The organism is Tomitella fengzijianii (genome assembly GCF_007559025.1).
Taxonomy (GTDB): Bacteria; Actinomycetota; Actinomycetes; order Mycobacteriales; family Mycobacteriaceae; genus Tomitella; species Tomitella fengzijianii.
This window is the reverse complement of record NZ_CP041765.1, coordinates 1,139,393-1,162,550: the sequence shown is the minus strand read 5'-3', so window position 1 is coordinate 1,162,550 and position 23,158 is coordinate 1,139,393. Positions and strand designations below refer to the sequence as shown.

General features: G+C 70.7%; 22 protein-coding genes. 13 read left to right on the top strand and 9 right to left on the bottom strand.

Features of this window, described 5'->3' with window-relative positions:
* Positions 1–87: 87 nt before the first annotated feature.
* The 3 genes from FO059_RS05355 (at position 88) to FO059_RS05345 (ending at position 5,276) form a co-directional block, all read left to right on the top strand.
* Positions 88–2,391, top strand: a complete 2,304-nt coding sequence (locus tag FO059_RS05355; RefSeq protein ID WP_233266897.1) for an LCP family glycopolymer transferase — start codon at positions 88–90, stop codon at positions 2,389–2,391.
* Between the two features lie 87 nt (positions 2,392–2,478).
* On the top strand, positions 2,479–3,147 hold the full coding sequence (phoU, locus tag FO059_RS05350; protein WP_143906991.1) for a phosphate signaling complex protein PhoU: 669 nt from the start codon (positions 2,479–2,481) through the stop codon (positions 3,145–3,147).
* A gap of 266 nt (positions 3,148–3,413) precedes the next feature.
* Complete coding sequence (locus tag FO059_RS05345) at positions 3,414–5,276, top strand: acyl-CoA dehydrogenase (RefSeq protein WP_143906989.1); 1,863 nt, start codon at positions 3,414–3,416, stop codon at positions 5,274–5,276.
* A gap of 32 nt (positions 5,277–5,308) precedes the next feature.
* Here the strand turns inward: FO059_RS05345 and pstB are convergent, their stop codons facing one another.
* From pstB to FO059_RS05315, 6 genes are all read right to left on the bottom strand, one after another.
* Complete coding sequence (pstB, locus tag FO059_RS05340; RefSeq protein WP_143906987.1) at positions 5,309–6,085, bottom strand: phosphate ABC transporter ATP-binding protein PstB; 777 nt, start codon at positions 6,083–6,085, stop codon at positions 5,309–5,311.
* 102 nt (positions 6,086–6,187) lie between these two features.
* Positions 6,188–7,105 (bottom strand): phosphate ABC transporter permease PstA, encoded by a 918-nt coding sequence (gene pstA / locus FO059_RS05335; RefSeq protein ID WP_143906985.1) that lies wholly within the window; start codon positions 7,103–7,105, stop codon positions 6,188–6,190.
* A complete protein-coding gene (gene pstC / locus FO059_RS05330; RefSeq protein WP_143910462.1) occupies positions 7,102–8,160 on the bottom strand; it encodes a phosphate ABC transporter permease subunit PstC in 1,059 nt (352 codons plus the stop codon). Before pstC ends, pstA begins: the two co-directional genes overlap by 4 nt.
* A gap of 16 nt (positions 8,161–8,176) precedes the next feature.
* Positions 8,177–9,262, bottom strand: a complete 1,086-nt coding sequence (pstS, locus tag FO059_RS05325) for a phosphate ABC transporter substrate-binding protein PstS (RefSeq protein ID WP_143910461.1) — start codon at positions 9,260–9,262, stop codon at positions 8,177–8,179.
* 246 nt (positions 9,263–9,508) lie between these two features.
* Entirely contained in the window at positions 9,509–10,405 is an 897-nt protein-coding gene (gene mshD / locus FO059_RS05320) for a mycothiol synthase (protein WP_408033857.1), read from the bottom strand.
* A gap of 154 nt (positions 10,406–10,559) precedes the next feature.
* Positions 10,560–11,264 (bottom strand): winged helix-turn-helix domain-containing protein, encoded by a 705-nt coding sequence (locus FO059_RS05315; protein ID WP_199257064.1) that lies wholly within the window; start codon positions 11,262–11,264, stop codon positions 10,560–10,562.
* Positions 11,265–11,452: 188 nt separating this feature from the next.
* On the opposite strand from FO059_RS05315, the gene FO059_RS05310 reads away from it, so the two are divergent.
* The 8 genes from FO059_RS05310 to FO059_RS05280 all read left to right on the top strand — a co-directional run bounded on the left by FO059_RS05310 (position 11,453) and on the right by FO059_RS05280 (position 17,107).
* Entirely contained in the window at positions 11,453–12,280 is an 828-nt protein-coding gene (locus tag FO059_RS05310) for an LmeA family phospholipid-binding protein (protein WP_158726603.1), read from the top strand.
* Positions 12,277–12,801 (top strand): thioredoxin family protein, encoded by a 525-nt coding sequence (locus FO059_RS05305; protein ID WP_143906977.1) that lies wholly within the window; start codon positions 12,277–12,279, stop codon positions 12,799–12,801. Before FO059_RS05310 ends, FO059_RS05305 begins: the two co-directional genes overlap by 4 nt.
* 162 nt (positions 12,802–12,963) lie before the next feature.
* Complete coding sequence (locus FO059_RS19000; RefSeq protein WP_372435213.1) at positions 12,964–13,032, top strand: putative leader peptide; 69 nt, start codon at positions 12,964–12,966, stop codon at positions 13,030–13,032.
* Positions 13,033–13,246: 214 nt separating this feature from the next.
* Positions 13,247–13,714 carry a DUF4395 domain-containing protein gene (locus tag FO059_RS05300; protein WP_143906976.1) on the top strand — a complete coding sequence of 156 codons (468 nt, stop codon included), beginning with the start codon at positions 13,247–13,249 and terminating at the stop codon, positions 13,712–13,714.
* 244 nt (positions 13,715–13,958) lie between these two features.
* Positions 13,959–14,792: a sulfurtransferase gene (locus FO059_RS05295; RefSeq protein ID WP_143906974.1), complete on the top strand. Its 834-nt coding sequence runs from the start codon at positions 13,959–13,961 to the stop codon at positions 14,790–14,792.
* Positions 14,793–14,823: 31 nt separating this feature from the next.
* Positions 14,824–15,129 (top strand): DUF1416 domain-containing protein, encoded by a 306-nt coding sequence (locus FO059_RS05290; RefSeq protein ID WP_143906972.1) that lies wholly within the window; start codon positions 14,824–14,826, stop codon positions 15,127–15,129.
* Positions 15,130–15,373: 244 nt separating this feature from the next.
* Entirely contained in the window at positions 15,374–16,057 is a 684-nt protein-coding gene (locus FO059_RS05285) for an FABP family protein (RefSeq protein ID WP_143906970.1), read from the top strand.
* A 405-nt stretch (positions 16,058–16,462) separates the two neighbouring features.
* Positions 16,463–17,107: a ScbR family autoregulator-binding transcription factor gene (locus tag FO059_RS05280; RefSeq protein ID WP_143906968.1), complete on the top strand. Its 645-nt coding sequence runs from the start codon at positions 16,463–16,465 to the stop codon at positions 17,105–17,107.
* Between the two features lie 53 nt (positions 17,108–17,160).
* On the opposite strand, the gene FO059_RS05275 is transcribed toward FO059_RS05280, so the two are convergent.
* Positions 17,161–18,102: an aminodeoxychorismate lyase gene (locus FO059_RS05275; protein ID WP_143906966.1), complete on the bottom strand. Its 942-nt coding sequence runs from the start codon at positions 18,100–18,102 to the stop codon at positions 17,161–17,163.
* Between the two features lie 149 nt (positions 18,103–18,251).
* Here FO059_RS05275 and ygfZ point away from each other — a divergent pair, with 149 nt between their 5' ends.
* Positions 18,252–19,364, top strand: coding sequence for a CAF17-like 4Fe-4S cluster assembly/insertion protein YgfZ (gene ygfZ / locus FO059_RS05270; protein ID WP_143910460.1), 1,113 nt, complete (start codon positions 18,252–18,254; stop codon positions 19,362–19,364).
* A 211-nt stretch (positions 19,365–19,575) separates the two neighbouring features.
* Positions 19,576–19,776, top strand: coding sequence for a DUF3073 domain-containing protein (locus tag FO059_RS05265; protein WP_143906964.1), 201 nt, complete (start codon positions 19,576–19,578; stop codon positions 19,774–19,776).
* Between the two features lie 222 nt (positions 19,777–19,998).
* Here the strand turns inward: FO059_RS05265 and purM are convergent, their stop codons facing one another.
* Both purM and purF read right to left on the bottom strand, forming a co-directional pair.
* Positions 19,999–21,099, bottom strand: a complete 1,101-nt coding sequence (purM, locus tag FO059_RS05260) for a phosphoribosylformylglycinamidine cyclo-ligase (protein ID WP_143906962.1) — start codon at positions 21,097–21,099, stop codon at positions 19,999–20,001.
* 325 nt (positions 21,100–21,424) lie between these two features.
* Positions 21,425–23,062, bottom strand: a complete 1,638-nt coding sequence (gene purF / locus FO059_RS05255; protein ID WP_143910459.1) for an amidophosphoribosyltransferase — start codon at positions 23,060–23,062, stop codon at positions 21,425–21,427.
* Positions 23,063–23,158: the final 96 nt, after the last annotated feature.

Below are 23,158 nucleotides of genomic sequence, written 5' to 3'. Positions count from 1 at the left end.
AACGGTCGCGCGGCATCACGCACACCCCGGGGCCGACGGGCCACCGACGACGACGGCCGACGGGTCGAGGAGCATGAAGGGCGGGCAGTGACCGACGATCACCGTTTCACCGCCCCCTGGGAACGCCCCCTGTCCCGCGTCCGGGGCGAGGAATCACCCCCGGCAGCCGCCCCCGACGACACCGGCCGGGGCGTCGGGGACGAGGGGTCCCCAGGACTGGAGGACGACGGCGATCCGGGGCGTGAAGCCCGTCGAAGCGCCTCCGGGCAGTCGGATGCCGACGGCGGGCGACGCAGGCTGAGTTCCGCAGACCAGGCGCCGCACGGCCGGGTGACCGTCGCCGACCTCATCGCACGCATCGGCCACCCCGGCCAGGCTCCTTCCGCCCCCGGCGACACGGCACCGCCGGGCTCCGGGGACGAGTCGGCGGATCCGGCCACCGGACCGGAACCGGATACGGCATCCGCGCCGTCCGCCCCATCCGACGCGGGGGCTCCACCGCGGCGGACTCCCCCGGACGCGCCCGCATACACCGCCGAGTCGACCGCGGGATCGCCTGCGGGATCCGCGCCGTCCGACCCGGCGGGACGGCCGCACTCCGCTCATCACGGCGACAAGGCCCCTCCGGACGACCTTCGCTCCGACGGCCCCCCGCAGGACGACTCCCCTCAGGACGACTCCCCTCAGGACGACGACGCGCACGACGGCGAAGCCGCCGCGGACGTCGGCATCCCGCACGCAGCGGACGGGGAAGCGCCCCGCCCCACGCCGGAGACCGCGTCGTGGATCCGCTCGGCGCTGCCACTGAGCATCCCGGGACGCCTCCACCACGGTCGCGCCGGGCACGACCGCCACCCCAGCTACTGGCTGCGCGTCAGCCATGTCGCCATCGCGCTGGTCTCGGTGCTCTCCCTGGTGGTGACCGGCGCGGTGTGGAGCTACCTGCGCATCACCGACAGCCAGTACACCCAGGTCTCCGCGTTGGACCAGAACTCGGACGACGTGCGCAACCCCGCAGGACAGTTCGGGGACGAGAACTACCTGATCATCGGAACGGACACCCGGGCCGGCGCGAACTCCGAGGTGGGCGCGGGCAGTTCCACCCAGGTCGAGGGCGCCCGATCCGACACCATCATGCTGGTCAACATCCCCGCCGACCGCAGCCGGGTTGTGGGGGTGTCCTTCCCGCGCGACCTCAACGTCGACCGCCCCTCCTGCGAGCGCTGGGACAACTCGTCCGGCACTTACACCGACGAGATCGTGCCGGCGCAGGACGACGTCAAGCTCAACAGCGCGTACGCCTTCGGCGGACCCCGATGCCTCGTCCAGGTGATCCAGAAGCTCTCCGGGATCAAGGTCAACCACTTCCTGGGCATGGACTTCGCAGGCTTCGAGGCGATGGTCGACACCGTCGGCGGCGTCGAAGTGTGCACCACCAGGCCCCTGGTCGACGACGAGCTGGGCACGATCCTGCCGGAGCCCGGCACGCAGACCATCAGCGGCACGACCGCGCTGGAGTACGTGCGGGCCCGCAAGGTCGAGGCGGAGGGCAACGGCGACTACGGGCGCATCAAGCGCCAGCAGATGTTCCTGTCGTCACTGCTGCGCAAGGCCCTGTCGCACAACGTCCTGCTGGACCCGGGCAAGCTGAATTCGTTCATCAACGAGTTCATCAAGGCGTCCTTCGGCGACAATCTCGACACCCAGGCGCTCATCACGCTCGGCCGTTCGCTGCAGAACGTCGACGCCGATCAGGTCACCTTCCTGACCGCCCCCACGGACGGAACCGACGCCTGGGGCAACGAGACGCCGCGGCTGCAGGACATCCGCAACATCTTCGACGCGATCATCGACGACGAGCCGCTCCCCGGCGAGCAGCGCGCCGACGCCCGGAGCGCCGAGTCGACGAGCGCGCCCGCCGCCCCGGCCACCGCGGGGACGGAAGGTGCGGATGCCGCCGGCGACCCGGATACGACCCAGGTTCACGCCGTCGCCCCCGGGACCATCTCGGTGCAGGTCAGCAACGCGTCGAGCATCGGCGGTTTCGCTTCCTCCACCGCGGACGAGCTGGGCGCCGAGGGCTTCCAGATCTACAGCATCGGCAATCACACGGCGCCCGTCACCGGCGGGACGATCGTCCAGTTCTCCGGGGACAATCTGGCGGCCGCGGCGACGGTGGCCTCCGCGTTCCCGGGCGCCAGGCTGCAGCGCACCACCGGGCTCGGTTCCATCGTCGAGGTGCTGCTCAGCGACACCTCGTCGCAATCCACCGTCACCCCGCAGAGCACCGGCTCCGTGCTGACCCCGATGCTCGCCGGAGACAGCTCCGAAGAGGGCTCGGTTCCGCTCGACGTCAGCGTCGTCAACGCGGGCGACACGAGCTGCAGCTGACCGCACCCGCGGACCCGGCCCGGAAATTCATCCGGCGTTCACCGCGACCGCACCGCCCCTCAAGACTGCCCGCCTAGGCTTGGGTCCGTGCGATCCACATACACCGAGAAGCTCGAGCAGCTCTCCACCGGACTGGCGGAGATGTGCGGCCTGGCAGAGGATGCCATGGACCAGGCGACCGAGGCGCTGCTGCAGGCGGATCTCCCCCTCGCCGAGCACGTCCTCGCCACCCGCCCCCGATTCGACGAACTGGCCGCACGCTGCGAGGAGCAGGCGTTCGCGCTCCTCGCACTGCAGGCTCCGGTCGCCGGGGACCTGCGCCAGATCGTCAGCGGCATCCAGATCGTCGCCGACCTCAAGCGGATGGGCGCGCTGGCGGCGCACATCGCGAAGGTCGCCGCGCGCAACCACCCCGAGCACGCGTTGCCGGAGGAGGTCGGCGGGCATGTGGCGGAGATGGGCCGGATCGCGGTGGCCCTCGCGGACGCGGCGCGCGAGGTGCTGGTCACGCACGACCCGCAACGCGCGGGCCACCTGCAGGCCGAAGACGACGCGATGGACGACCTGCACCATCACCTGCTCACAGTGCTGATGGACCGCGAATGGCGGCACGGTGTCGGCGCTGCCGTGGACGTGGCACTGCTCGGCCGCTTCTACGAACGTTTCGCGGACCATGCGGTGCAGGTGGCCCGCCGGGTGGTGTTCCTGGCGACGGGCGAGATGCCGGACCAGGTAGTCGACCACGAGCTGCTGTGAGCCACGGGTCGAACCGGTGGAGGCCGAGTCTGTCACCGAGCGCAGACCCGAGGAGTCCGACACGTCCGCGCCGTCCGTGACACTGCCGAAATCCGTCACCGAAGCGTTTCGCGACATCGTTTTGCGACCGGCCTCGGCGCCGGACGCTGCGGACCCGGCGCGACGCACAACCTACCGTTGCGTAACCCGCATGTCGCGGCGCACTGTGGGGCACGCGGTACGCCGTGCCGCCCGCACCCGCGGAAGCCGGACTCGGAAGGCTGCAGATGGGCCACTACCGGAGCAACGTGCGGGACATCGAGTTCAATCTCTTCGAGGTGCTGGGCATCGGAAAGATCCTGGCCGACGGCGCCTTCGGCGACCTTGATCCGGATGCCGTCAGCGATATCCTCGCTGAGGCCGCCCGGCAGGCGGAGGGGCCGTTGGCGGCGTCCTACGCCGACGCCGACCGCAATCCTCCGCGCTTCGACCCGGCCGATCACTCCGTGAGCCTGCCGGAATCGTTCAAGGAGTCCTTCCGCGCATGGCGCAGCGCCGGGTGGTACCGCGTCGGTATGGACGTGGAACTGGGCGGCGTCCCGGCACCGCGCATCCTGGTGTGGGCACTCAATGAGCTCGCTCTGGGAGCCCAGCCGGCCGCATACATGTACCTCGCCGGGCCCAAGTTCGCCGAGATACTCCACCGCATCGGGACCGACAGGCAGAGGCGGTGGGCACGGATCGCGGTGGAGCGGGAATGGGGCGCGACGATGGCGCTCACCGAACCCGACGCCGGTTCCGACGTGGGGGCGGGACGCACACGCGCGATCCGCCAGGACGACGGCACCTGGCGGATCGAGGGCGTCAAACGCTTCATCACCTCCGCCGACGCCGACGACCTGTGCGAGAACACCGTGCACCAGGTGCTCGCCCGCCCCGAGGGGGCCGGCCCTGGCACCAAGGGGCTGAGCCTGTTCCTCGTGCCCAAGTTCCTGTTCGACCCCGAGTCCGGCGAGCCCGGGGCGCGCAACGGTGTCTTCGTCACCGGGATCGAACACAAGATGGGTCTGACGGCCTCCGCCACCTGCGAGCTCTCCTTCGGCATGCATGGCACCCCTGCTGTCGGCTACCTCGTCGGTGACCGGCATGCCGGGATAGCCCAGATGTTCCATGTGATCGAGGAAGCCCGGATGATGGTGGGCGTCAAGGCGATCGCGACGTTGTCCACCGGCTACCTCGGCGCGCTCGACTACGCGCGTACGCGCGTCCAGGGAGTCGACCTCGCGCGGATGGGGGACAAATCGGCCCCCAAAGTGACGATCAGCCATCACCCGGATGTGCGCCGCTCGCTGTTGATGCAGAAGTCGTACGCGGAGGGTTTGCGCGCGCTGTACCTGTACACGGCCGCACACCAGGACGCTGCAGTCGCCGCCCGCGTCTCCGGCGCCGACGCCGACATGGCCGCCCGGGTGAACGACCTGTTATTGCCCGTGGTGAAGGCCGCCGGCTCCGAACGCGCCTACGCGATGCTGACCGAAACCCTTCAGTGCTTCGGCGGGTCGGGTTTCCTGCAGGACCACCCCGTCGAGCAGTACATCCGCGACGCCAAGATCGACTCGCTCTACGAGGGCACCACCGCGATCCAGGCACAGGACTTCTTCTTCCGCAAAATCCTGCGCGACGGCGGAGGCGCGCTGGCGCATCTGGCAGAACAGGTCCGGAGAACCGCGGACGGTGGTGACGACGGTGTCAGCCGAGGCGGCGACGTCGGCGCGGACCGTCTCGCCCCGGTGCGCGCCCGGCTCGCGCAAGCCCTCGGCGACGTGCAGGCGATGACCGCCACGCTCGGAGGCCATGCCATGGCGGCGCACGATGACCCGGACCGGCTGTACAAGGTCGGGCTCGGCGCGGTGGACTTCCTTCTGGCAGTAGGTGACCTGCTCATCGCCTGGCAGTTGTCCCTGCAGGCGCAGATCGCCCTGCGGCTGCTCCACGCGGACCCCGCCGAACCGGACAGGTTGTTCTACGAGGGGAAGGTGGTCGCCGCATCGTTCTTCGCCCGCCACGTCCTTCCCGGGATCACCGCGGCCAGGGAGGTCATCGACGGGCTCGACGAGGAGCCGATGCACCTCGATGAGGCGGCCTTCTGACCCGCCCGCGCCGGTGCGCACGGCCCGGCAGGTCAGCCGAAGCGGCCCGAAATGTAGTCCTCGGTGGCCTTCTGTGCCGGGTTGGAGAAGATCGTTTCCGTATCGTCCACTTCGATCAGCTCGCCGGGCATGCCCACTCCCGGCAGGTTGAAGAACGCGGTCCTATCGCTCACCCGGGCGGCCTGCTGCATGTTGTGGGTGACGATGACCACCGTGTACTGCTCCTTGAGCTCGGCGATGAGCTCCTCGATCGCAAGCGTGGAGATGGGGTCGAGCGCCGAGCAGGGCTCGTCCATCAGCAGCACCTCCGGTGAGACCGCGATGGCACGGGCGATGCACAACCGCTGCTGCTGACCGCCGGACAGCCCCCCGCCCGGCGAGGTCAGGCGGTCCTTCACCTCGCCCCACAGGTTCGCCCCGCGCAGTGCGCGTTCGGTGATCTCGGCCAGAGCGGACTTGTCCCGCACGCCCTGCAGCCGCAGGCCGGCGACCACGTTGTCGCGGATCGACATCGTCGGAAACGGGTTGGGCCGCTGGAAGACCATGCCGATGGTGCGCCGCACGGCCACCGGGTCGACTCCCGGCCCGTAGATGTCCTCGTCGTCGAGCCGGATGCTGCCCTCCACTCGGGCACCCGGGGTGACCTCATGCATCCGGTTGATAGACCGGAGCACCGTCGACTTGCCGCAGCCCGACGGCCCGATCAGCGCCGTGACACTGTGCGCCGGCATGCTCAGGTCCACGTCGGCGACGGCCTGGAAGTCGCCGTAATGGATGTTGACGTCCTTCAGATCTACCCGCCTGGACATTGCGGGCCCTCCTTCTCGTGTGCGGTTGCGGGGAGGTGTCCCCGGTGGGTTCCCGTCCCCAGTGCGGACGGGTCTCCGGTGCTGTGGCACGTGCCCCGGTTCTCAACGACCGCCGCGGACGGTGGAGCGCCGCGCCAGGAGCGTCGCGGCGATGCTGAGAATCGCGACCATGCCGATGAGGGTCAGCGCGGATCCCCACATCCGGTCCGCTCCCACCGCGCCGGGATTGTTCATCTGGTCGACTATCAGCCCGGGAAGCGTCCCCATCTCCCCCGACCCCAGGTCGAAGTTGATGAACGGCGCGTAGCCGACGAGGATCAGCAGCGGCGCGGTCTCGCCGAGCACCCGCGCGATCGCGAGCATCGTGCCGGTGACGATGCCGGGCAACGCGGTGGGGAGCACGACCTTGGCGATCGTCTTCCATTGCGGCACTCCCAACGCGAAGGCCGCCTCACGCAGGTCGGTCGGCACGATCCGCAGCATCTCCTCCGTCGAGCGCACCACCATCGGGACCATCAGCAGCACCAGTGCCAGCGCCACCGCGATTCCGGACCTGTCGAATCCGAAGGTCACCACCCAGAGCGCGTAGATGAACAGCGCCGCGACGATCGACGGCACCCCGGCGAGGACGTCGACCATGAAGGTGGTCACCTTGCCGAGCCGCGACGCACCGGCATACTCGACGAGGTAGACGGCCACGGAGATCCCCAGCGGAATCGCGATCACCGAGCACACGAGCCCTTGCAGGAGCGTGCCGATGATGGCGTGGTATACGCCGCCGCCCGGGGTCGTCGCGGACAGTCCGCTCAGGGAATTCGTGAACCAGGTGGACGACGCGACAGCGGGAAGCCCCTTGGCGGTCACGGTCCACAGGATCCAGGCCAACGGCACGAGCGCCACCGCCACGCTGGCCCACACCAGGATGCGCGCCGCTCCGTCGGTGCATCGGCGCCGGCGGGAGGTGGGGACGAACGTGGCCGCCCGAACAGGCGCGACGCGTGCGTCTGTCGCGAGTGTCATCGTCGGCCTCCGTTTCCGCGCGCAGCGATCATGCGCGCACCCGCACCCACGACGAATGTGAGAGCGAAGAGCACCAGCCCCGCCGCGATGTATGCGCCCGCCTGCAATTCGTTGTTGAACTCCGCGTAGCCCAGGGCGATCTTCGAGGCGATGGAGGCACCGCTGTCGAACAGGGACCAGCCGAAGGCCGCGGATGTCGTCTGCAGAACCATGTACAGCGCCATGGTCTCGCCGAGCGCGCGCCCGAGGCCCAGCATCGAGGCGCCGATGAACCCGCTGCGGCCGAACGGCAGCACCGCGGTGCGCACCACCTCCCACCGGGTCGCGCCCAGCGCGAGCGCGGCCTCTACGTGTTCACGCGGCGTCTGCAGGAACACCTCCCGGGTCACACCGGTGATGACGGGGACGATCATCAGGGCCAGGACGATGCCCGCCGTGAACACCGTGCCGCCGCCCGCGACCGAACCGGAGCCGGCGGCGAACAGCGGGAGCCATCCCAGCGTGCTGTTGAGCCAGGTGGCGACGGGCTCGAGCGCCGGCGCCAGGACCAGCAGCCCCCAGAGCCCGTAGACGACGGACGGGACGGCCGCGAGCAGATCGACGACGTAGGCGACGGGCCCGGCGAGGCGCCGTGGCGCGTAGCGCGTCACGAACACCGCGATGCCGAACGACACCGGCATCGCCAGCGCGAGCGCGAACACCGAGACCATCACGGTGAGCGCCAGGAGATCCGCGATGCCGAACGCGAGGTGCGCGACATCGGTGGTGGACCACTCGTGCGAGGTCAGGAAGTTCGCCTCGTTGCGCTGCAACGCCGGCACCGCACGCCACGCCAGGAAGACGCCGATCGCCGCCACCATCGCGGAGACACCGACCGCCGCCGTTTTCGTCGTCGCGCGCAGCACGCGGTCGCCGGTGCGTCCGGTCGACGGCCCGGTCCATCCGCGGCGGCCGAATCGACCGCCGGGGCCGGGACCGCCGGGCGCCCCGGCTCCGCCGCGATCACGGTGCCGGAAGTCCTCGCGCGCGCGCACGGAGTCCGGCGTCCGAAGCATCGTCGTCATCTCCCGGTCAGCCCGCCGTGATCGAGTCGATCGCGCCGGTCAGCCTGGCCCGCAGGTCGTCGGGCAGCGGGACGTAACCGATGTCGGCCAGGCCCCGCTGACCCGGACCGGCCGCGACCTTCAGGAAGGACTTCACCGCGCCGGCGGTCTGCTCGTCGTAGCCACTGCCGCAGACGATCTCGTAGGTCGCCAGGACCAGCGGGTATGCGCCCGGCGCCTCGGTGCCGTAGATGGACGTGAGGTCCATGGCCATGTCGTTGCCGCCAGGCTCGACGAACTCCACCTGGGAGATGGCGGTGGCCGCGTTCTCCGGGGTCAGTTCCACCGGTCCCGCCCCGCTGTCGATCTGCGCGGATTGCAGCCCCGACTGCGTCGCGAACGACGCTTCGACGTAGGTGATGGAGCCCTCGGCGGCCGAGACGGCCTGCGCCACTCCCGCCGAGCCCTTGGACCCGTTGCCGACGCCGCCGACGAAGTCGGACCCCGCACCCTTCGTCCACACCCCGTCCGACGCCGCCTCCAGGTAGGTCTGGAAGTTGTCGGTGGTGCCGGACGAGTCGGAGCGGTACACGACGCCGATCGGCGTGTCGGGAAGTTCGGAGTCCGGGTTCAACGCGGCGATCGCCGGGTCGTTCCAGGTGGTCACCTGGCCGGAGAAGATCTTCGCCGCCGTCGGGCCGTCGAGAATCAGCCCGTCCACCCCCGGAAGGTTGTAAGCGAGCGCAACCGGTCCGAACACCATCGGGAGGTTCCACACCTCGCCGCCGCACCGGGCAGCCGCCTGCTGCTTCTGGTCGCCTGTGATCGCGGAGTCCGAACCGGCGAAGTCCACCTGGTCGCCGATGAACTGCTTGCGCCCGTCGCCGGAACCGCTCGCGGTGTACGCCAGATTGGCTCCGGCGTCGCCGCATGCCGCGATGTATGCGGCCGTGAACTGGTCCATCGCGTTCTTCTGCGCCGACGAACCGGCGGCGGACAACGCGCGGCTGTCCTGGCAATCGACCTGGAAGTCCGCCGCGGCGGCTGCCGCGCCGGTGGCAGCGGCGCTGGTCGCGGCACTGTTGTTGTCGCTGCCGCATGCCGCGACCGTCATGACCGTCACGGCCGCGAGCCCCAGCGTCCCTGCCGCCCGCCCGGCACCGGTGATCCGTCGAATCGACTGACGGTCGCGCCCTGCCGTGCGGCCGTCCTGCAGCTGTGGTGTCTGCACTCGTTCCCCTCGGTTCGCATCGACGGCGCCCTGCCGTCGATGCGAACGCTAAGAGACCGGGATTACCGCGCTGCTGCGGCCGGGTGAACGCGCGCGGAACGGTGGGTGACGATCACCGCAGGTCCGCCGTCAGCTCGACCACCCGTAGGCCACGTCGGCGCGCGCGCGTGTGAAGCCCAGGCGCGTATAGGTATTGACCGCCGCGGTGTTGTCCCCCTCCACGTAGAGCATCACCGTCGCCAACCCCTGGTCACGCAGATGCTCGAGGCCGACCAGAGTGAGCGCCGACCCCAGCCCGCGCCCCTGCGCACCCGGGTCCACGCCCAGCACGTAGACCTCGCCGAGGGCGGGTTCGTCGCCGCGCGCCGCGTGGACCTTGGTCCAATGGAAGCCCAGGAGCGCGCCCGGTTGCGCCTCGTCGAACGCGAGGAAGATGCCGTCGGGGTCGAACCAGGGCTGCGCGCGGTGCTCGTCGAAGTCCCCGGACGTCCACCCGCCCTGCTCCGGGTGCCAGCTGAAGGCCGCGTTGTTGACGCGCAGCAGCTCGTCCTCGTCGGCATCGCGGAACGTGCGGAACGAGATGCCCTCCGGCATCCGCGACGGCGGCAGCGCGGGGTCCGTCAGCGGCCGGGAGAGCTGCAGCAACTCACGTCGGACGTCCATGTCCATGCGCTCGGCGACAGCGCGTGCCGCCACCCCGTCCCCGTGCGCCCAGATGCGCCCTTGCGACCCTGCCTCCGTGGTGGCGGCGTGCAGCAGCGCCGACGCTATGCCCCTGCCCCGCGCGTCCGGAACGACGAACGCTTCGACCATCGCGTGCGGCGTCCCGGGAGCCTCGATATTGGCATAGGCCAGCAGCCGTCCGGACCCGTCGTGCACCAGCAGGTGGCGCGTCCCGGCGCCGCCGGCGAGGCTGCGCATCGGACCGTCACCGATCGGCTCCACCCCGTCCACGCGGGTCGACACGGCGACCGCCGACCGCACCGCGTCCGCCTCCTCCTGCGTCAGCTGCGAGGTGCGCCGCAGATTGTGGCCGCCCGCACCGCCCCGCGCCCCGGCGCCGCCCTCTCGATCCCGTGGACCAGACATTTCCCGACCTCCTCGCACAGGTGCCGCGTCGAGTCCTCCGCGCGGCACGCATCCAACGGCATGGGCACCACCGGCGCCGGATCCTGCGGTGTCAGTCGCCCTGTTCGCGTGAACCCGGCTGCGGAACCGACTTGTACCCCACATTCCGAACGGTACCGATCATGGACTCGTACTCGCTGCCGAGTTTCGCGCGCAGACGGCGGACGTGCACGTCGACCGTCCTGGTACCGCCGAAGTAGTCGTAGCCCCACACCTCGTGCAACAGCTGCGCACGCGTGTACACCCGCCCCGGGCTTTGGCACAGGAACTTCAGCAGCTCGAACTCCTTGTACGTCAGATCCACCGGCCGGCCGCGCAGCCTGGCGGTGTAGGTGTGCTCGTCGATCACCAGCTCGCCCAGCGTGACCGTCGATTGCTCCGCCTGGTCCGGCTCTCCGGTGCCGCCGCCCCGTGCCGCCTGCGCCCCGAGCAGTCGCAGGCGCGCGTCCACCTCGGCGGGCCCTGCGGAGGGCAGCACGAAATCCGCGAGCCCCCACTCGGCGTTCAAGGCGATTGCGTCGCCCTCGGAGACGACGATCAGAACCGGAACGTCCGGCACCGCGGCCGCCAGCGAGGCCGACGCCGCGCGCGCCCGCGGCAGATCCGCCAAAGCGTCGACGACGATGACGTCCGCCCGCATCGCCTGCTCGGGCGCGGCCGCCAGGGACGAGACGACCTCCACCCCGTGTGCGAGCAGGCCGAGCGGCGGCAGCACTGCCGCCGCGTCGTTCGCGGACGACAACATCAGCAGCTCCACCCGGACTCCCTCTCGGAGGCCATGGATCCCCCAACGGCCCCGGCCGTCCCGGCCCGAACGCTGTGTCCCGGACGAGACCGCGGAGACCGGGTCCCCCAAACGCACAGCGGATCCATCGCTTTGCGCCGATTCTATCGGCAGCCCCCACCGCGCGTAGGGCGCCCCGCGGGATCGGCGACAATGGGCGGGTGCGGAAACTCGTCCTGGGACTGGCAGCGCTGGCGGCTCTGCTCGTCGTCGTCGACTTCGGCGCTGCGATCGCCACCGAGTACCGCGTATCGCGCGCCGTACGCGACAGCGCAGCGCTCGGAAGCGACCCGGAGGTCTCGATCTCCGCCTTCCCGTTCCTGTGGTCGGTGCCCCGCGGGCACGCCTCTGCCATCACCGTCAGCGCACAGGACGTACCCACCCCGATCTCTTACCGCACCACGGTCGAAACCCGTTTCACTGGAGTGGATTTCCCGGATGGCGGCATAATCTCCGATCCCCGGACGACGGTCCGCGCGGAGCACGCCACTGCGAGCTGGGTCATCGGCCAGACGACGCTCGGCCGGCTGCTGGGCGTCCCGGACCTGGAGGTGTCCGAGCCGCCCGACGCGGACGACGCCGCCCGGACGGGCGCTCTCACCTACGGCCCGCCGCTCAGCGCCCACCGCGTGCTGCTGACCGGGACGGTGCAGACGTCCGCGGACGAATCCGGCCCCGTGCGCAGTCCGGTCTCCGTCGTCGCCTATCTGGTCCTGGACAAGGGCATGCTGTCGATCGTCCCCAGCGCGGTGTGGCCCCGCGCCGGCGCGCCGGGCATCGAACCCGAGCCGGTCCCGTCGATCGAGGTCGTCGGCCCGCAGTTCGCCGTCACCATCGACGCACGTCACCTCCCCTACGGCCTCGACGCCACCCGCGTGCACTCCGACGGGACCGACATCGTCGTCCAGGGCGGCGCCGACGACGTCCGGGTCCGACTGACCGACCTCCGATCGGCACCGGACACGATCGTCCCGGAGGGGGATCGATGACGGGAACGGTGATCCTCGTGCTGGTGGTCGTGCTCGCCGTGGCCGTCGGGCTCGTCCTGCGCGCGCGCTCGGGCACGGTGAAGCCCACGGCCGGCGCACAGACGGTGGCCCGACGCCCGGCACCCGCGGGCCGGCCGGACGACCAGGCCGATCGCGACGTCGACACGGCCGAAGAGGAGTCCGGAGATCAGACCGGGGTGCAGGCGCTGCTGCGCGCCGCGGGGCTGCGCGGCGACGGCCCCGCTGTCGTGCACTTCTCCGCCACCTGGTGCGGCCCCTGCGCGGCGGTGCGCCGGGTGGTGGCCGGCACGTCTGCGCGCCTGGCGGCGGAGGCTCCCGAAGGCGCCCCGGTGCAGGACCTCGAGCTCGACCTGGACGAGCACGCGGTGTTGGCGCGCCGACTGCGGGTCATGTCGCTGCCCACGACCTTCATCTACGACGCCGAGGGCGTCGGCCACGGCCGGATCAGCGGCGTGCCGGACGCGTCCGCGCTCGCTGAAGCGCTGCGCCCGCTGCGCTGAGCGACCGGCTGCACTGAGCGTCCGGCTGCACTGAGCGACCGGCTGCACTGAGCGACCGCGGCAACGGCGCTAGTCTCCGCTGATGCGCGCGGTTCGCACCCGGAGTGGCGCAGACCGCAGGGCGCACGGTAGTCTCACCGTGTGCAGACAAGCCACGAGCGAATGATGCTCACCCGACGCCGCGCAGTAGACCTGTGCCGCCTCGGGGGCTGTTGCTGTTCCTGTTGCTGATAGACGGGCCAGGCAAAGGTCGCTTCCAACGGTGATTCCACCGCGGACCCGGCATCGATTCTCGGGCATGCCGACCATCGCCGCCCTCGGAGGCGCGATCCGGATCGCCGGTACCTCTGAGAACGCCGCCCATGCAGTCCCCCGCCGGATCCCCGGCAGCCGCAGCATTCTTCGCGTTGCGCGGCATCCTCAGCAGCCAAGGAGCCCACACCCGATGTCCCTCGAATCCACCCACCGCGACGCTGAGCGTCCGGCGCACCGGCAGCAGAGCGCGGTAGTGGACGTCCGCGGCCCCCGATTCGCCGCTGCGGTCACCACCGTGGTCCTGGCGTCGGTCCTGCTCACCGGCGCCTGGTGGCTGCTGGCCGTCCAGGCCGTGGTGTTCGCCGTCGGCGCCGCCTTCGGCCCGCGCCGCACCCCGTACGGCTGGTTCTTCTCCCACGTCGTCGCGCCCCGCATCACGCCGCCGGCGGAGCGGGAACCGGTGGCGCCCCTGCGTTTCGCGCAGACTGTGGGCCTAGTCTTCGCGGCAGTCGGCGTGGCCGGATACGCGGCGGGAGTACCGCTGCTCGGCGCGCTCGCCACTGCGCTGGCACTGTTCGCCGCGCTGCTGAACGCCGCCTTCGGCTTCTGCCTGGGCTGCCGGATGTACCCGATGATCGCCTACCTGCGAATGACATGACCGGATTCCGCGCCGCCGGACCCGCCGCCTTCGTGCGGCGCCGCCGGCGCCGGATCCGGTGCCCCGCCGGCGGGCTGTGCCGCGATGACGGCCGCACCCGCCGGGAGACCCGGTCGCCCCCGCGCGATCGCCCCGCAGAATCCACCGGCATCACGTTGCCGGGGAACGATTTTCGCATCGACTGATCGAGAGTCACACACCCAGCGTCACCGCCCCTGCGGTGATACAGCGAGGAAGGAACCTCATGGCACGCTCCGACGTCCTGGTCAGCACCGACTGGGCACAGAAGAACATCGGCGCGGACGGCATCGTCTTCGTCGAGGTCGACGAAGACACCAGCGCGTACGAGACCGGACACATCGAGGGCGCCGTGCGCCTGGACTGGCGCGCGGACCTGCAGGACCCCGTCCGCCGCGATTTCCTCGACCGCGAGGGATTCAGCAAGTTGCTCTCCGAGCGCGGCATCGCCGCCGACGACACCGTCGTCCTGTACGGCGGCAACAACAACTGGTTCGCCGCGTACGCGTACTGGTACCTGAAGTACTACGGACACAAGGACGTCAAGCTCGTCGACGGCGGCCGCAAGAAGTGGGAGCTCGACGCGCGTCCGCTGTCCACCGATGCGGTGCACCGCCCCGCCACCGAGTACAAGGCGCAGCAGCCCGACACGTCGATCCGCGCCTACCGCGACGACGTCATCGCCGCCATCGGGAACCAGAACCTGGTCGACGTCCGCTCGCCCGGCGAGTTCTCCGGCGAGCTGGCCGCGCCCGCGCATCTCCCGCAGGAGCAGGCGCAGGGCCGCGGCCACGTCCCCGGCGCGCTCAACGTCCCCTGGAGCCAGGCCGCCAACGAGGACGGCACCTTCAAGTCCGACGAGGAGCTCACCGAGCTTTACGGCGCGAAGGGCTTCGACGACTCCAAGGAGACCATCGCCTACTGCCGGATCGGCGAGCGGTCCAGCCACACCTGGTTCGTCCTCCAGGAGATCCTCGGCAAGAAGAACGTCAGGAACTACGACGGCAGCTGGGTCGAGTACGGCTCGCTCGTCGGCGCCCCCGTCGAACAGGGCGCCTGAGAGCGCACCAGAACACACTAGGGAGATCACCATGTGCGGAGCACCAGTGCAGAGTCAGACCCTTCCCGCCGGGGTCGACGCGGAGACCGAGACCGTGATCACGGGTCGGGTCGCGGGAAAGGACGGGCAGCCGGTGGGCGGCGCGTTCGTCCGTCTCCTCGACTCGTCGGGCGAGTTCACCGCCGAGGTCGTCGCGTCCGCCACCGGCGACTTCCGGTTCTTCGCCGGACCGGGCAGCTGGACCGTCCGTGCGCTGTCGTCCGCCGGCAACGGCGACACGACCATCGCACCGTCCGGGCCGGGCGTGCACGAGACGACGATCACCATCGGCGCGTAGCCGACCGTGACGCCGCCCCGGTCGCATCCGGGGCGCGGGGGCCCGGCACCGTGCGGTGCCGGGCCCCCGCTCGCGATATCCGGCACATGCGGCCCTGCGCGCATTCGCCGGACCCCGATCACGATAGGATGGCAGGCGTGGAAATCTTCTTTACGATCCTTCTGGTCCTGTGCAGCATCGCCATCGCATGGTTCGCCGTCTACACGGTGATGCGCACGATCTCGAACGAGTCCCCCGACCAGTGATGTCCGGGCCGTCGAACGACGACCCCACAGGCTACGCTCCCGCACCGGTCGGGCCGTCGCCCGTTGCGGGTTCGGCCAACCGGGCCGTCTCGGAGGCCGCCGAGCGGGCCGCCGGCACCGGCTCCGCAGACCGCAACCTGAGCAACCTTCCCGGCCTGCCGCTGCCGGACGACACCGCGAACCTGCGCCAGGGGCCGGACCTGAATCCGGCGCTGCTGGCACTGCTTCCGCTCGTCGGGGTATGGCGCGGCGAGGGCGAGGGGGACTCCCCCGCGCTGGGCGCCCACCGCTTCGGCCAGCAGATCACGATCACCCACGACGGGGGCGAGTATCTCGCCTGGGAGGCGCGGGCGTGGCTGCTCGACGATGAGGGCGCTTTCGTCCGCCCCACCCTCCGCGAGTCGGGGTTCTGGCGCATCACGAACGACGACGTCATCGAGTTCATGCTCACGCACAGTTCCGGCGTGATCGAGATGTTCTACGGCGCGCCGCGCAATCAATCCTCCTGGGAGATGGCGACGGACGTCGTCATCCGCAGCGCCACCGGCCCCCACTACGGCGGCGCCACCCGCATTTACGGGATCGTCGAGGGCGGCGACCTCGCGTACGTCGAGGAACGCGCCTTCGCCGACGGCGAGCCCCGCCCCCACATGTCGGCGCGTCTGAGCCGCTACGCCGGCTGACCGCCCCTGCCTCGGCGGGCCCGTCCCCGATCGACGGGACCGTTCACTCGCAGCGCCCGCCACCCGGACCGGCCCCGCGTACGCAGTCTGAGCACTGCCATCGGCGATCACCCGCCCCTTCGCCACCTATCCCTTCGCCACCAGCGCCACGCGCCACGCCGCAGCCGGTGGCCCCATCGGCGCGCATCTGCGGTCGACTGCGACGAGGCATCACCCTGCAATTCTCTTGATGGTAATTTAATATGTGACACGTTCTACTCGCGCAGAATCGGTCGCCGCCCATGGCGGCTACCCGTTCGACGGCCGCGGGTCGGCCATTCGATGACGGCGCGCGCCTCATCGATGCATCACACCGCGGTACCGCGCGACAAGTGCGGTACCGCCCAGGCTCCGGAGGTCACCGCGATGGTCACACAGGCACGCGCCTTCACGACGCGCGCGCTCATCGTCAAGGGCGCCGCCATCGCCTTCGAGCGGTACGGCTATGACGGGGCCAGCCTCAACGACGTCGTCGAGGCGGCCGGCACCACGAAGGGCGCACTGTACTTCCACTTCAAGACCAAGGAAGCCCTCGCCCGCGAGGTCATCGTGGAGCAGGAGCGGCAGTCCCATGCGGCAGTCGAGGCCATCGAGGAGTCGGGCTCCGCCGCACTCGAGCAGATCGTCATGGTCTGCCACGAGATGGCACGGCAGATCCTGGAGGACCCGATAGTCCGGGCCGGCGTGCGCATCACACTCGAGCTGAGCATCACGGACGGCCCGCATCATCCCTACGAAACCTGGATCGCCGGATGCGCGCGGCTCGCAGCACGCGCGATCGACGAGGGCGACTTGCGTGAGGACGTGGACGCCGGGGCGCTCGCGCACTTCATCGTGTCCGCGTTCGCAGGCGTGCAGCTGTTCTCCCAGTTCGAGACCCGGAGGACCGACCTGTCCCGGCGCGTCGACGAGATGCTGCAGGTGCTTCTGACAGGGCTTGTCCCACCGCGGCGCCGCGCACGCCTGGACAAGATCCTCGCAGCCCACCAGGCCCCTCAGACGCAAACCTGAGCGCCCGCGGGCCGTTCCCACCACTTGCGGGGACCGCCCCGCGCTGAACCCGCCTACGCGCCGTCCGCCGTGGCCGTTGCGGCTTCCCGCCCGTCGGTGCCGGCCCCGCCGCCCACCGCCGTCTCCACCATGGACCGAACGGTGCCGTCCAGCTCCGACCGGCCGATCTCGACCCCGTTGACCGTGCGCACCGACGCCACCAGCGTGGTGGACGACAGCAACCAGACCCCCTCCGCGGCGATGAGGTCCGCCGGCCGCAGCGGCGCGTGCCGGCAGGCGATCCTGCGTTCCCGGGCGGCCTCGAACAGCGCATGCTGTGTGGTGCCGGGCAGGATCCCGTGCTCCACGGGCGGGCTGATCAGTCCGCCGTCGCGCGCGATCACCACCGTCGACCGTGGTCCTTCCAGCACATACCCCTCGGAACTGACCAGGATCACGTCTCCGGCGCCCTGCCGCTCGGCGTATCGCAGGGCGGCCATGTTGGACGCGTAAGAGATGGATTTCGCCCCGGCCAGCAGCCACGGCGACGCACCGGCCGTCTCCACCGAGCGCCCGCAGTCCATCGTGATGACGGCCAGCCCGTCCTTGCGGACCCGCAGGCTCCGCGCCGGCAAGGGTGAGACCAGGGCGAAGCCGGTGGGACCACCCCCGGACTCGCGCCCGCGGGTCAGGACCAGACGCATCACGCCCTCGTCCTTCGTCCCCCAGCGCGCCGCAGCGGCCTTCGCCATGCGCCGCCACGCCTCCTTGTCGGGGGAAGGCAGCTCCAGCATGCGCGCCGAACCGGCGAGGCGCTCCACGTGCGCGTCCAGCAACCGCGGCGTCCCCCCGCGCACGAGCACCGTCTCGAACACCCCGTCGCCGCGGAGCACCGCCAGGTCGTCGGCGTAGAGCAGCGGGGCGTCGGGCGCATGCGCCGCGCCGTCGAGGGTCATCACGACCTGCACGCCGCCACGAGTGCCGCCAGGACCATCCTTCACGCCCGTATCAGTCATGGGACCAGCCTAATGCGGGCACCCGCCCGCGCCCGCGCAATCACGTACAGCGTGCCGCGGCGGGGCGGACGTAGGATGGGCACGTGGTTCCGGCTTCACGTGACGACACGTCCCACCAAGTCAGCACTCCCGTACCCGACGGCCCCTCCATGTCGGTGCCCGGCGCAGTCCCCGCACCCCCCGGCGCGGGCACGGTCTCCGATGACGGCGTCGCATGGCATTTCGGCGACCCGTTCGGCGAGCAACGCGCCGCCGCCCGCGGCATCGCCGTGGTCGACCGCTCGCATAGGCCGGTGATCCGGATACCGGGGCCGGAGCGCCTCTCCTGGCTGCACTCCCTCACCAGCCAGCACCTCGAATCCCTGTCGCCCGACGACGGCGCCGAGGATCTCGTCCTCGACATCTCGGGGCGGATCCAGGAGCACTTCGTCCTCACCGACCGGGACGACACCCTGTGGCTCGATACGGAGCCCGGGCACGGGCGCTCGCTGCTCCACTACCTGACCTCCATGGTGTTCTGGGCGAAGGTCGAGCCCCAGGCCGCCGACGACCACGCGGTTCTCACGATCCTCGGCGACGGCCTGCACGCGACCGCCCCGCAGCAGCACCCCGAGTTCGCATCCGTCGTGCCGGTCCCGGAGCGGCTCTACGCTTCTGCACCGCTTCCCGGCGGCGGATTCGTCCGCCGCATGCCGTGGCCGGCGCAGGGCGCGCTGGACCTCGTGGTTCCGCGGAGCCGGCTGGCCGAGTGGTGGGACCGGCTGACCGGTGCCGGCGCGCGCCCCGCAGGCACGTGGGCCTTCGAGGCGTTGCGGGTCGAGTCCCTGAATCCCAGGCTCTCCGTCGACACGGACGACCGCACGATCCCCCACGAAGTCCGCTGGATCGGCGGGCCGGACGAGGGCGGCGCGGTCCACCTGGACAAGGGCTGTTACCGCGGGCAGGAGACGGTGGCGCGCGTGCACAACCTGGGCCGCGCCCCGCGCAATCTGGTACTGCTCCACCTCGACGGCAGCGAGGACCAGCGCCCCGCCCTCGGCGACCCGGTCACCGCGGACGGCCGCACCGTCGGCCGCGTCGGCACGGTGATCGACCACTTCGAGCTGGGGCCGGTCGCGCTCGCTCTGGTCAAGCGCTCGGTGCCCGCGGACACCCCGCTCGTCGCGGGCGGCGTCGCCGCGTCCATCGACCCCGACTCGGTCCCGCGTGACGACCGGGTGCAGGCCGGCCGTGCTGCGATCGACCGGTTGAGGGGGCGCTGACCTGACGGATGCCGCAGTCTGCGTCCGCGCCCGCCGATGCGCTCCTACGCTGGTCGGCGGACTGCAGGCATGTTCATTACGACACCGTCGGTGGGCGGTGGCGGCACTTCTCGCGCGAGCAGGCTAGAGTGTGTGGCAGGAAAAGATACTCAGTTGTACGGGGCCGCCACGTTTCCCCAGGCCGCCCCGTCATTGCGCGAAGGGGGCAGCCATGGGCCGCGGCCGGGCGAAGGCAAAGCAGACCAAGGTTGCTCGGAAGCTGAAGTACTCCTCCCCGACGACAGACTTCGAAAGCCTGCAGCAGGAGTTGTCGACCTCGTCGCCCTCCGGGGGCGACCTGCTTGAGGACGATCGCTCGGAGCAGGACGCGGAGTCCTCGTGGGACGACGACCACGACCAGTGGCGTAGCTGAGGAGCCTCACCCCGAGCACGCGAGTGCGCCGCGAGCCGCGGCCGCTCGTCTGGCCTTGAATACACGGTACGACGCCGGACTGCACGGTCCAGCGTCGTACCGTGCTTTTCGCTCCGCACTCGCGAGACGTGTGGCTCCGGCAATCGCGGTCACAGACGCATCCGGCCCGGGCCCCGCGCACATGCAGCGCGGGGCCCGGGCCGGATGGGGCCGCAAAGCCGGTCAGAACCTCGGGTGATCGCCCACCAGGATCGCCCGCTCCGCCTCGTCCTCCGCGGGCTTGCGCACGCTGCCCAGCACCCAAGAATCGACGTGGCGTGCGGTGAGAACGGCCAGGGCGCGGTCCACGTCCTCGGGCGCCACGACGGCGACCATTCCCACGCCCATGTTGAAGGTCTGTTCCATCTCGGCACGCTCGACGCGGCCGCGCTGCGCGATCAGGGCGAACACCGCGGCCGGCGTCCACGAGCCCCGATCGATCTCGGCCACGAGACCCTGCGGGATGACGCGGGCGAGGTTCGACGCGAGCCCCCCGCCCGTGACGTGGCAGAACGTGCGCACCTCGGTCTCCGCGATCAACGCCAGGCAGTCCTTGGCGTAGATGCGGGTGGGCTCGAGCATCTCCTCACCCAGGGTGCGGTCGAACTCCTCCACGTAGCCGTCCAGCGGAAGACGGGCGATGTCGAGGAGCACCTTGCGCGCCAGGGAATAGCCGTTGGAGTGCAGCCCCGACGCGCGCATGCCGATGACGACGTCGCCCGGGCGGACCTTGTCCGGGCCCAGGACGTCCTCAGCCTCGACCACGCCGACACCGGTGGCGGACAGGTCGTACACGCCCGGCTCCATCAGGCCCGGGTGCTCCGCTGTCTCTCCGCCCAGCAGCGCGCACCCGGCGATGGCGCACCCGTCGGCGATGCCGCCGACGATCTCCGCCACGCGTTCCGGGACGACCTTGCCGACGGCGATGTAGTCCTGCAGGAACAGCGGTTCCGCACCGCAGACGACGAGGTCGTCCACCACCATCGCCACGAGGTCCTGCCCCACGGTGTCGTGCTTGTCCATGGCCTGTGCCACCGCGATCTTGGTGCCCACACCGTCCGAGGAGGCGGCGAGCAGCGGTTCCCGATATCCGCCCTTGAGCGCGAACAGCCCGGCGAATCCGCCGATGCCGCCGACGACCTCCGGACGCGTGGCCTTGGAGACGTGATCGGCGAACAGCTCCACGGCGCGTTCACCGGCGGCGATGTCCACACCGGCGGCGGCGTAGGAAGCGCCCCGGCTGGACTGCGCCGGTGTGTCCTCGGACTGGGAATTCTCGGTCATCAGGTTACGGCTCCGACAGCTGTGATGGGTTCTCGAGCAGAGCCGGATCACAGGCGGGATCGCGGGGTCACTCGGCTCGGGCGGGACGGACGGTCACGCAAGCACGATCGTGCAGACACCACCACGCCGGTCCGGCCCCTGCGATGGGGGCCTGCGTTCCGGGCGCCTGTGTTCGAGGTGCCTGTGTTCGGGCATCTGCATCAGGGCGGACTTGCACGCCCACGATACCGGACCGCAGCCGCGCCCCCGCCGCAACCGGCCCGGTTCCGCGGCCCCGGCGGCGCACAGCCGCGCCACCGTGGCTCCCTCGCGCTTCCCGGCCCGGTCAGGGCCTGCGCAGAGCGTCGACATTGTCGTTGCGCCCGCTCATGGCGTCAGCGGGCTCATCGCCACCGCGGTCCTCGACGATGCCGCCGCGTTCGCCGGCACCGCCGTCGGCGTCTGCCCGCTCGAACATCGGCTCCAGGACGTTCTTGCCCAGCGACTCCTCCGCGGGAAGCGCGATGGGGTACGTGCCGTCGAAACAGGCCGCGCACAATCGCGAAGAAGGCTGCTGCGTGGCGGCGATCATCCCGTCCGTGGAGATGTAGCCCAGCGAGTCCGCGCCGATGCTCTGCCGCACTCCCTCCACCAGGTCCGCCACGCGATCGGCATGATGGACGTCGCCGTCCGCCGCGGGTGCACGGCCGGTGCCGCTGCCCGTGTTGTTGGCGATCAGTTCGGCGGGCGAGGCGAAGTCGATGCCGTAGAAGCAGGGCCAGCGCACCGGCGGTGAGGCGATGCGCACATGCACCTCGGCGGCGCCGGCTTCGCGGAGCATGCGGACGAGTGCGCGCTGGGTGTTGCCGCGCACGATCGAATCGTCGACGACGACGAGCCTCTTGCCGCGGATCACCTCGCGCAGCGGGTTGAGCTTGAGCCGGATGCCCAACTGGCGGATGGTCTGGCTCGGCTGGATGAACGTGCGGCCCACGTAGGCGTTCTTGACCAGCCCCTGCCCGTAGGAGATGCCGGACCCCTGCGCGTAGCCGATGGCCGCGGGCGTGCCCGACTCCGGGACCGGGATGACCAGTTCGCCTTCCGGCGCAGGGCACTCCCCCGCCAGCCTGCGACCGATCTCGACCCTGGTGGCGTGCACCGAGCGGCCGTCGATCACGCTGTCCGGCCGCGCCAGGTACACGTACTCGAACACGCACGACTTGACCGTGGGCTCGGCGAAACGCGAGGAACGCACCCCGTCCGCGTCGATCGCGAGCAGCTCACCCGGTTCGATGTCGCGGACGAACGAGGCGCCGACGATGTCGAGCGCCGACGATTCGCTGGCGACCACCCAGCCGCGTTCCAACCGCCCCAGGCATAGCGGGCGCACGCCATGCGGGTCGCGCGCGGCGTAGAGGGTGTTCTCGTCCATGAAGGTCAGGCAGAATGCGCCGCGCAGCCGCGGGAGGAGCTCTATCGCCGCCTGCTCGATGGTGCTGTCCGCCGCCGCGTACGCCAGCAGGGCGCCGATGAGGTCGGAGTCGGAACTGCCACGCCCGGCGCCGCGGCTGCGGCCAAGCAGCCCCTTCTCCGACGCCTCCGCCGCGAGTTCCGCGGTGTTGACGAGGTTGCCGTTGTGGCCGAGCGCGATGCCGGTGCCCGCGGTGGTGGTGCGGAAGATCGGCTGCGCGTTCTCCCACGTGGTGGCGCCCGTTGTGGAATAGCGCGTGTGCCCGATGGCGATATGGCCGCGCATCGATCCCAAGGTCTGCTCGTCGAACACCTGGGAGACCAGGCCCAGATCCTTGAAGACGAGGATCTGCGCGCCGTCCGCCGCGGCGATACCGGCGGCCTCCTGTCCGCGGTGCTGCAGCGCGTAGAGGCCGTAGTAGGTCATCTTGGCGACGTCCTCGCCCGGCGCCCAGACGCCGAACACGCCGCATTCCTCGCGCGGCTCCGGCTCGTCGGCCTCCGGATGCGTCATGACGTGGGGTGTGCTGTCGGTGCTCGTCGGATCGACGTCGGTCACCACTGAGTGCTCCCTTGCGCGGCTGGGCGATGCGCCACTCATTCTACGGCC

Coding starts and splice junctions, on each gene's coding strand:
- FO059_RS05285 (WP_143906970.1), top strand. CDS start 15,374: ATGTCCGGGCCGTCGAACGACGACCCCACAGGCTACGCTCCCGCACCG.
- pstS (WP_143910461.1), bottom strand. CDS start 9,262: ATGACGGTCGCGGCATGCGGCAGCGACAACAACAGTGCCGCGACCAGC.
- FO059_RS05300 (WP_143906976.1), top strand. CDS start 13,247: ATGTCCCTCGAATCCACCCACCGCGACGCTGAGCGTCCGGCGCACCGG.
- FO059_RS05280 (WP_143906968.1), top strand. CDS start 16,463: ATGGTCACACAGGCACGCGCCTTCACGACGCGCGCGCTCATCGTCAAG.
- purF (WP_143910459.1), bottom strand. CDS start 23,062: ATGACGCATCCGGAGGCCGACGAGCCGGAGCCGCGCGAGGAATGCGGC.
- pstA (WP_143906985.1), bottom strand. CDS start 7,105: ATGACACTCGCGACAGACGCACGCGTCGCGCCTGTTCGGGCGGCCACG.
- FO059_RS05275 (WP_143906966.1), bottom strand. CDS start 18,102: ATGACTGATACGGGCGTGAAGGATGGTCCTGGCGGCACTCGTGGCGGC.
- pstB (WP_143906987.1), bottom strand. CDS start 6,085: ATGTCCAGGCGGGTAGATCTGAAGGACGTCAACATCCATTACGGCGAC.
- FO059_RS05305 (WP_143906977.1), top strand. CDS start 12,277: ATGACGGGAACGGTGATCCTCGTGCTGGTGGTCGTGCTCGCCGTGGCC.
- ygfZ (WP_143910460.1), top strand. CDS start 18,252: ATGTCGGTGCCCGGCGCAGTCCCCGCACCCCCCGGCGCGGGCACGGTC.
- FO059_RS05290 (WP_143906972.1), top strand. CDS start 14,824: ATGTGCGGAGCACCAGTGCAGAGTCAGACCCTTCCCGCCGGGGTCGAC.
- FO059_RS05345 (WP_143906989.1), top strand. CDS start 3,414: ATGGGCCACTACCGGAGCAACGTGCGGGACATCGAGTTCAATCTCTTC.
- purM (WP_143906962.1), bottom strand. CDS start 21,099: ATGACCGAGAATTCCCAGTCCGAGGACACACCGGCGCAGTCCAGCCGG.
- FO059_RS05295 (WP_143906974.1), top strand. CDS start 13,959: ATGGCACGCTCCGACGTCCTGGTCAGCACCGACTGGGCACAGAAGAAC.
- FO059_RS05265 (WP_143906964.1), top strand. CDS start 19,576: ATGGGCCGCGGCCGGGCGAAGGCAAAGCAGACCAAGGTTGCTCGGAAG.
- pstC (WP_143910462.1), bottom strand. CDS start 8,160: ATGCTTCGGACGCCGGACTCCGTGCGCGCGCGCGAGGACTTCCGGCAC.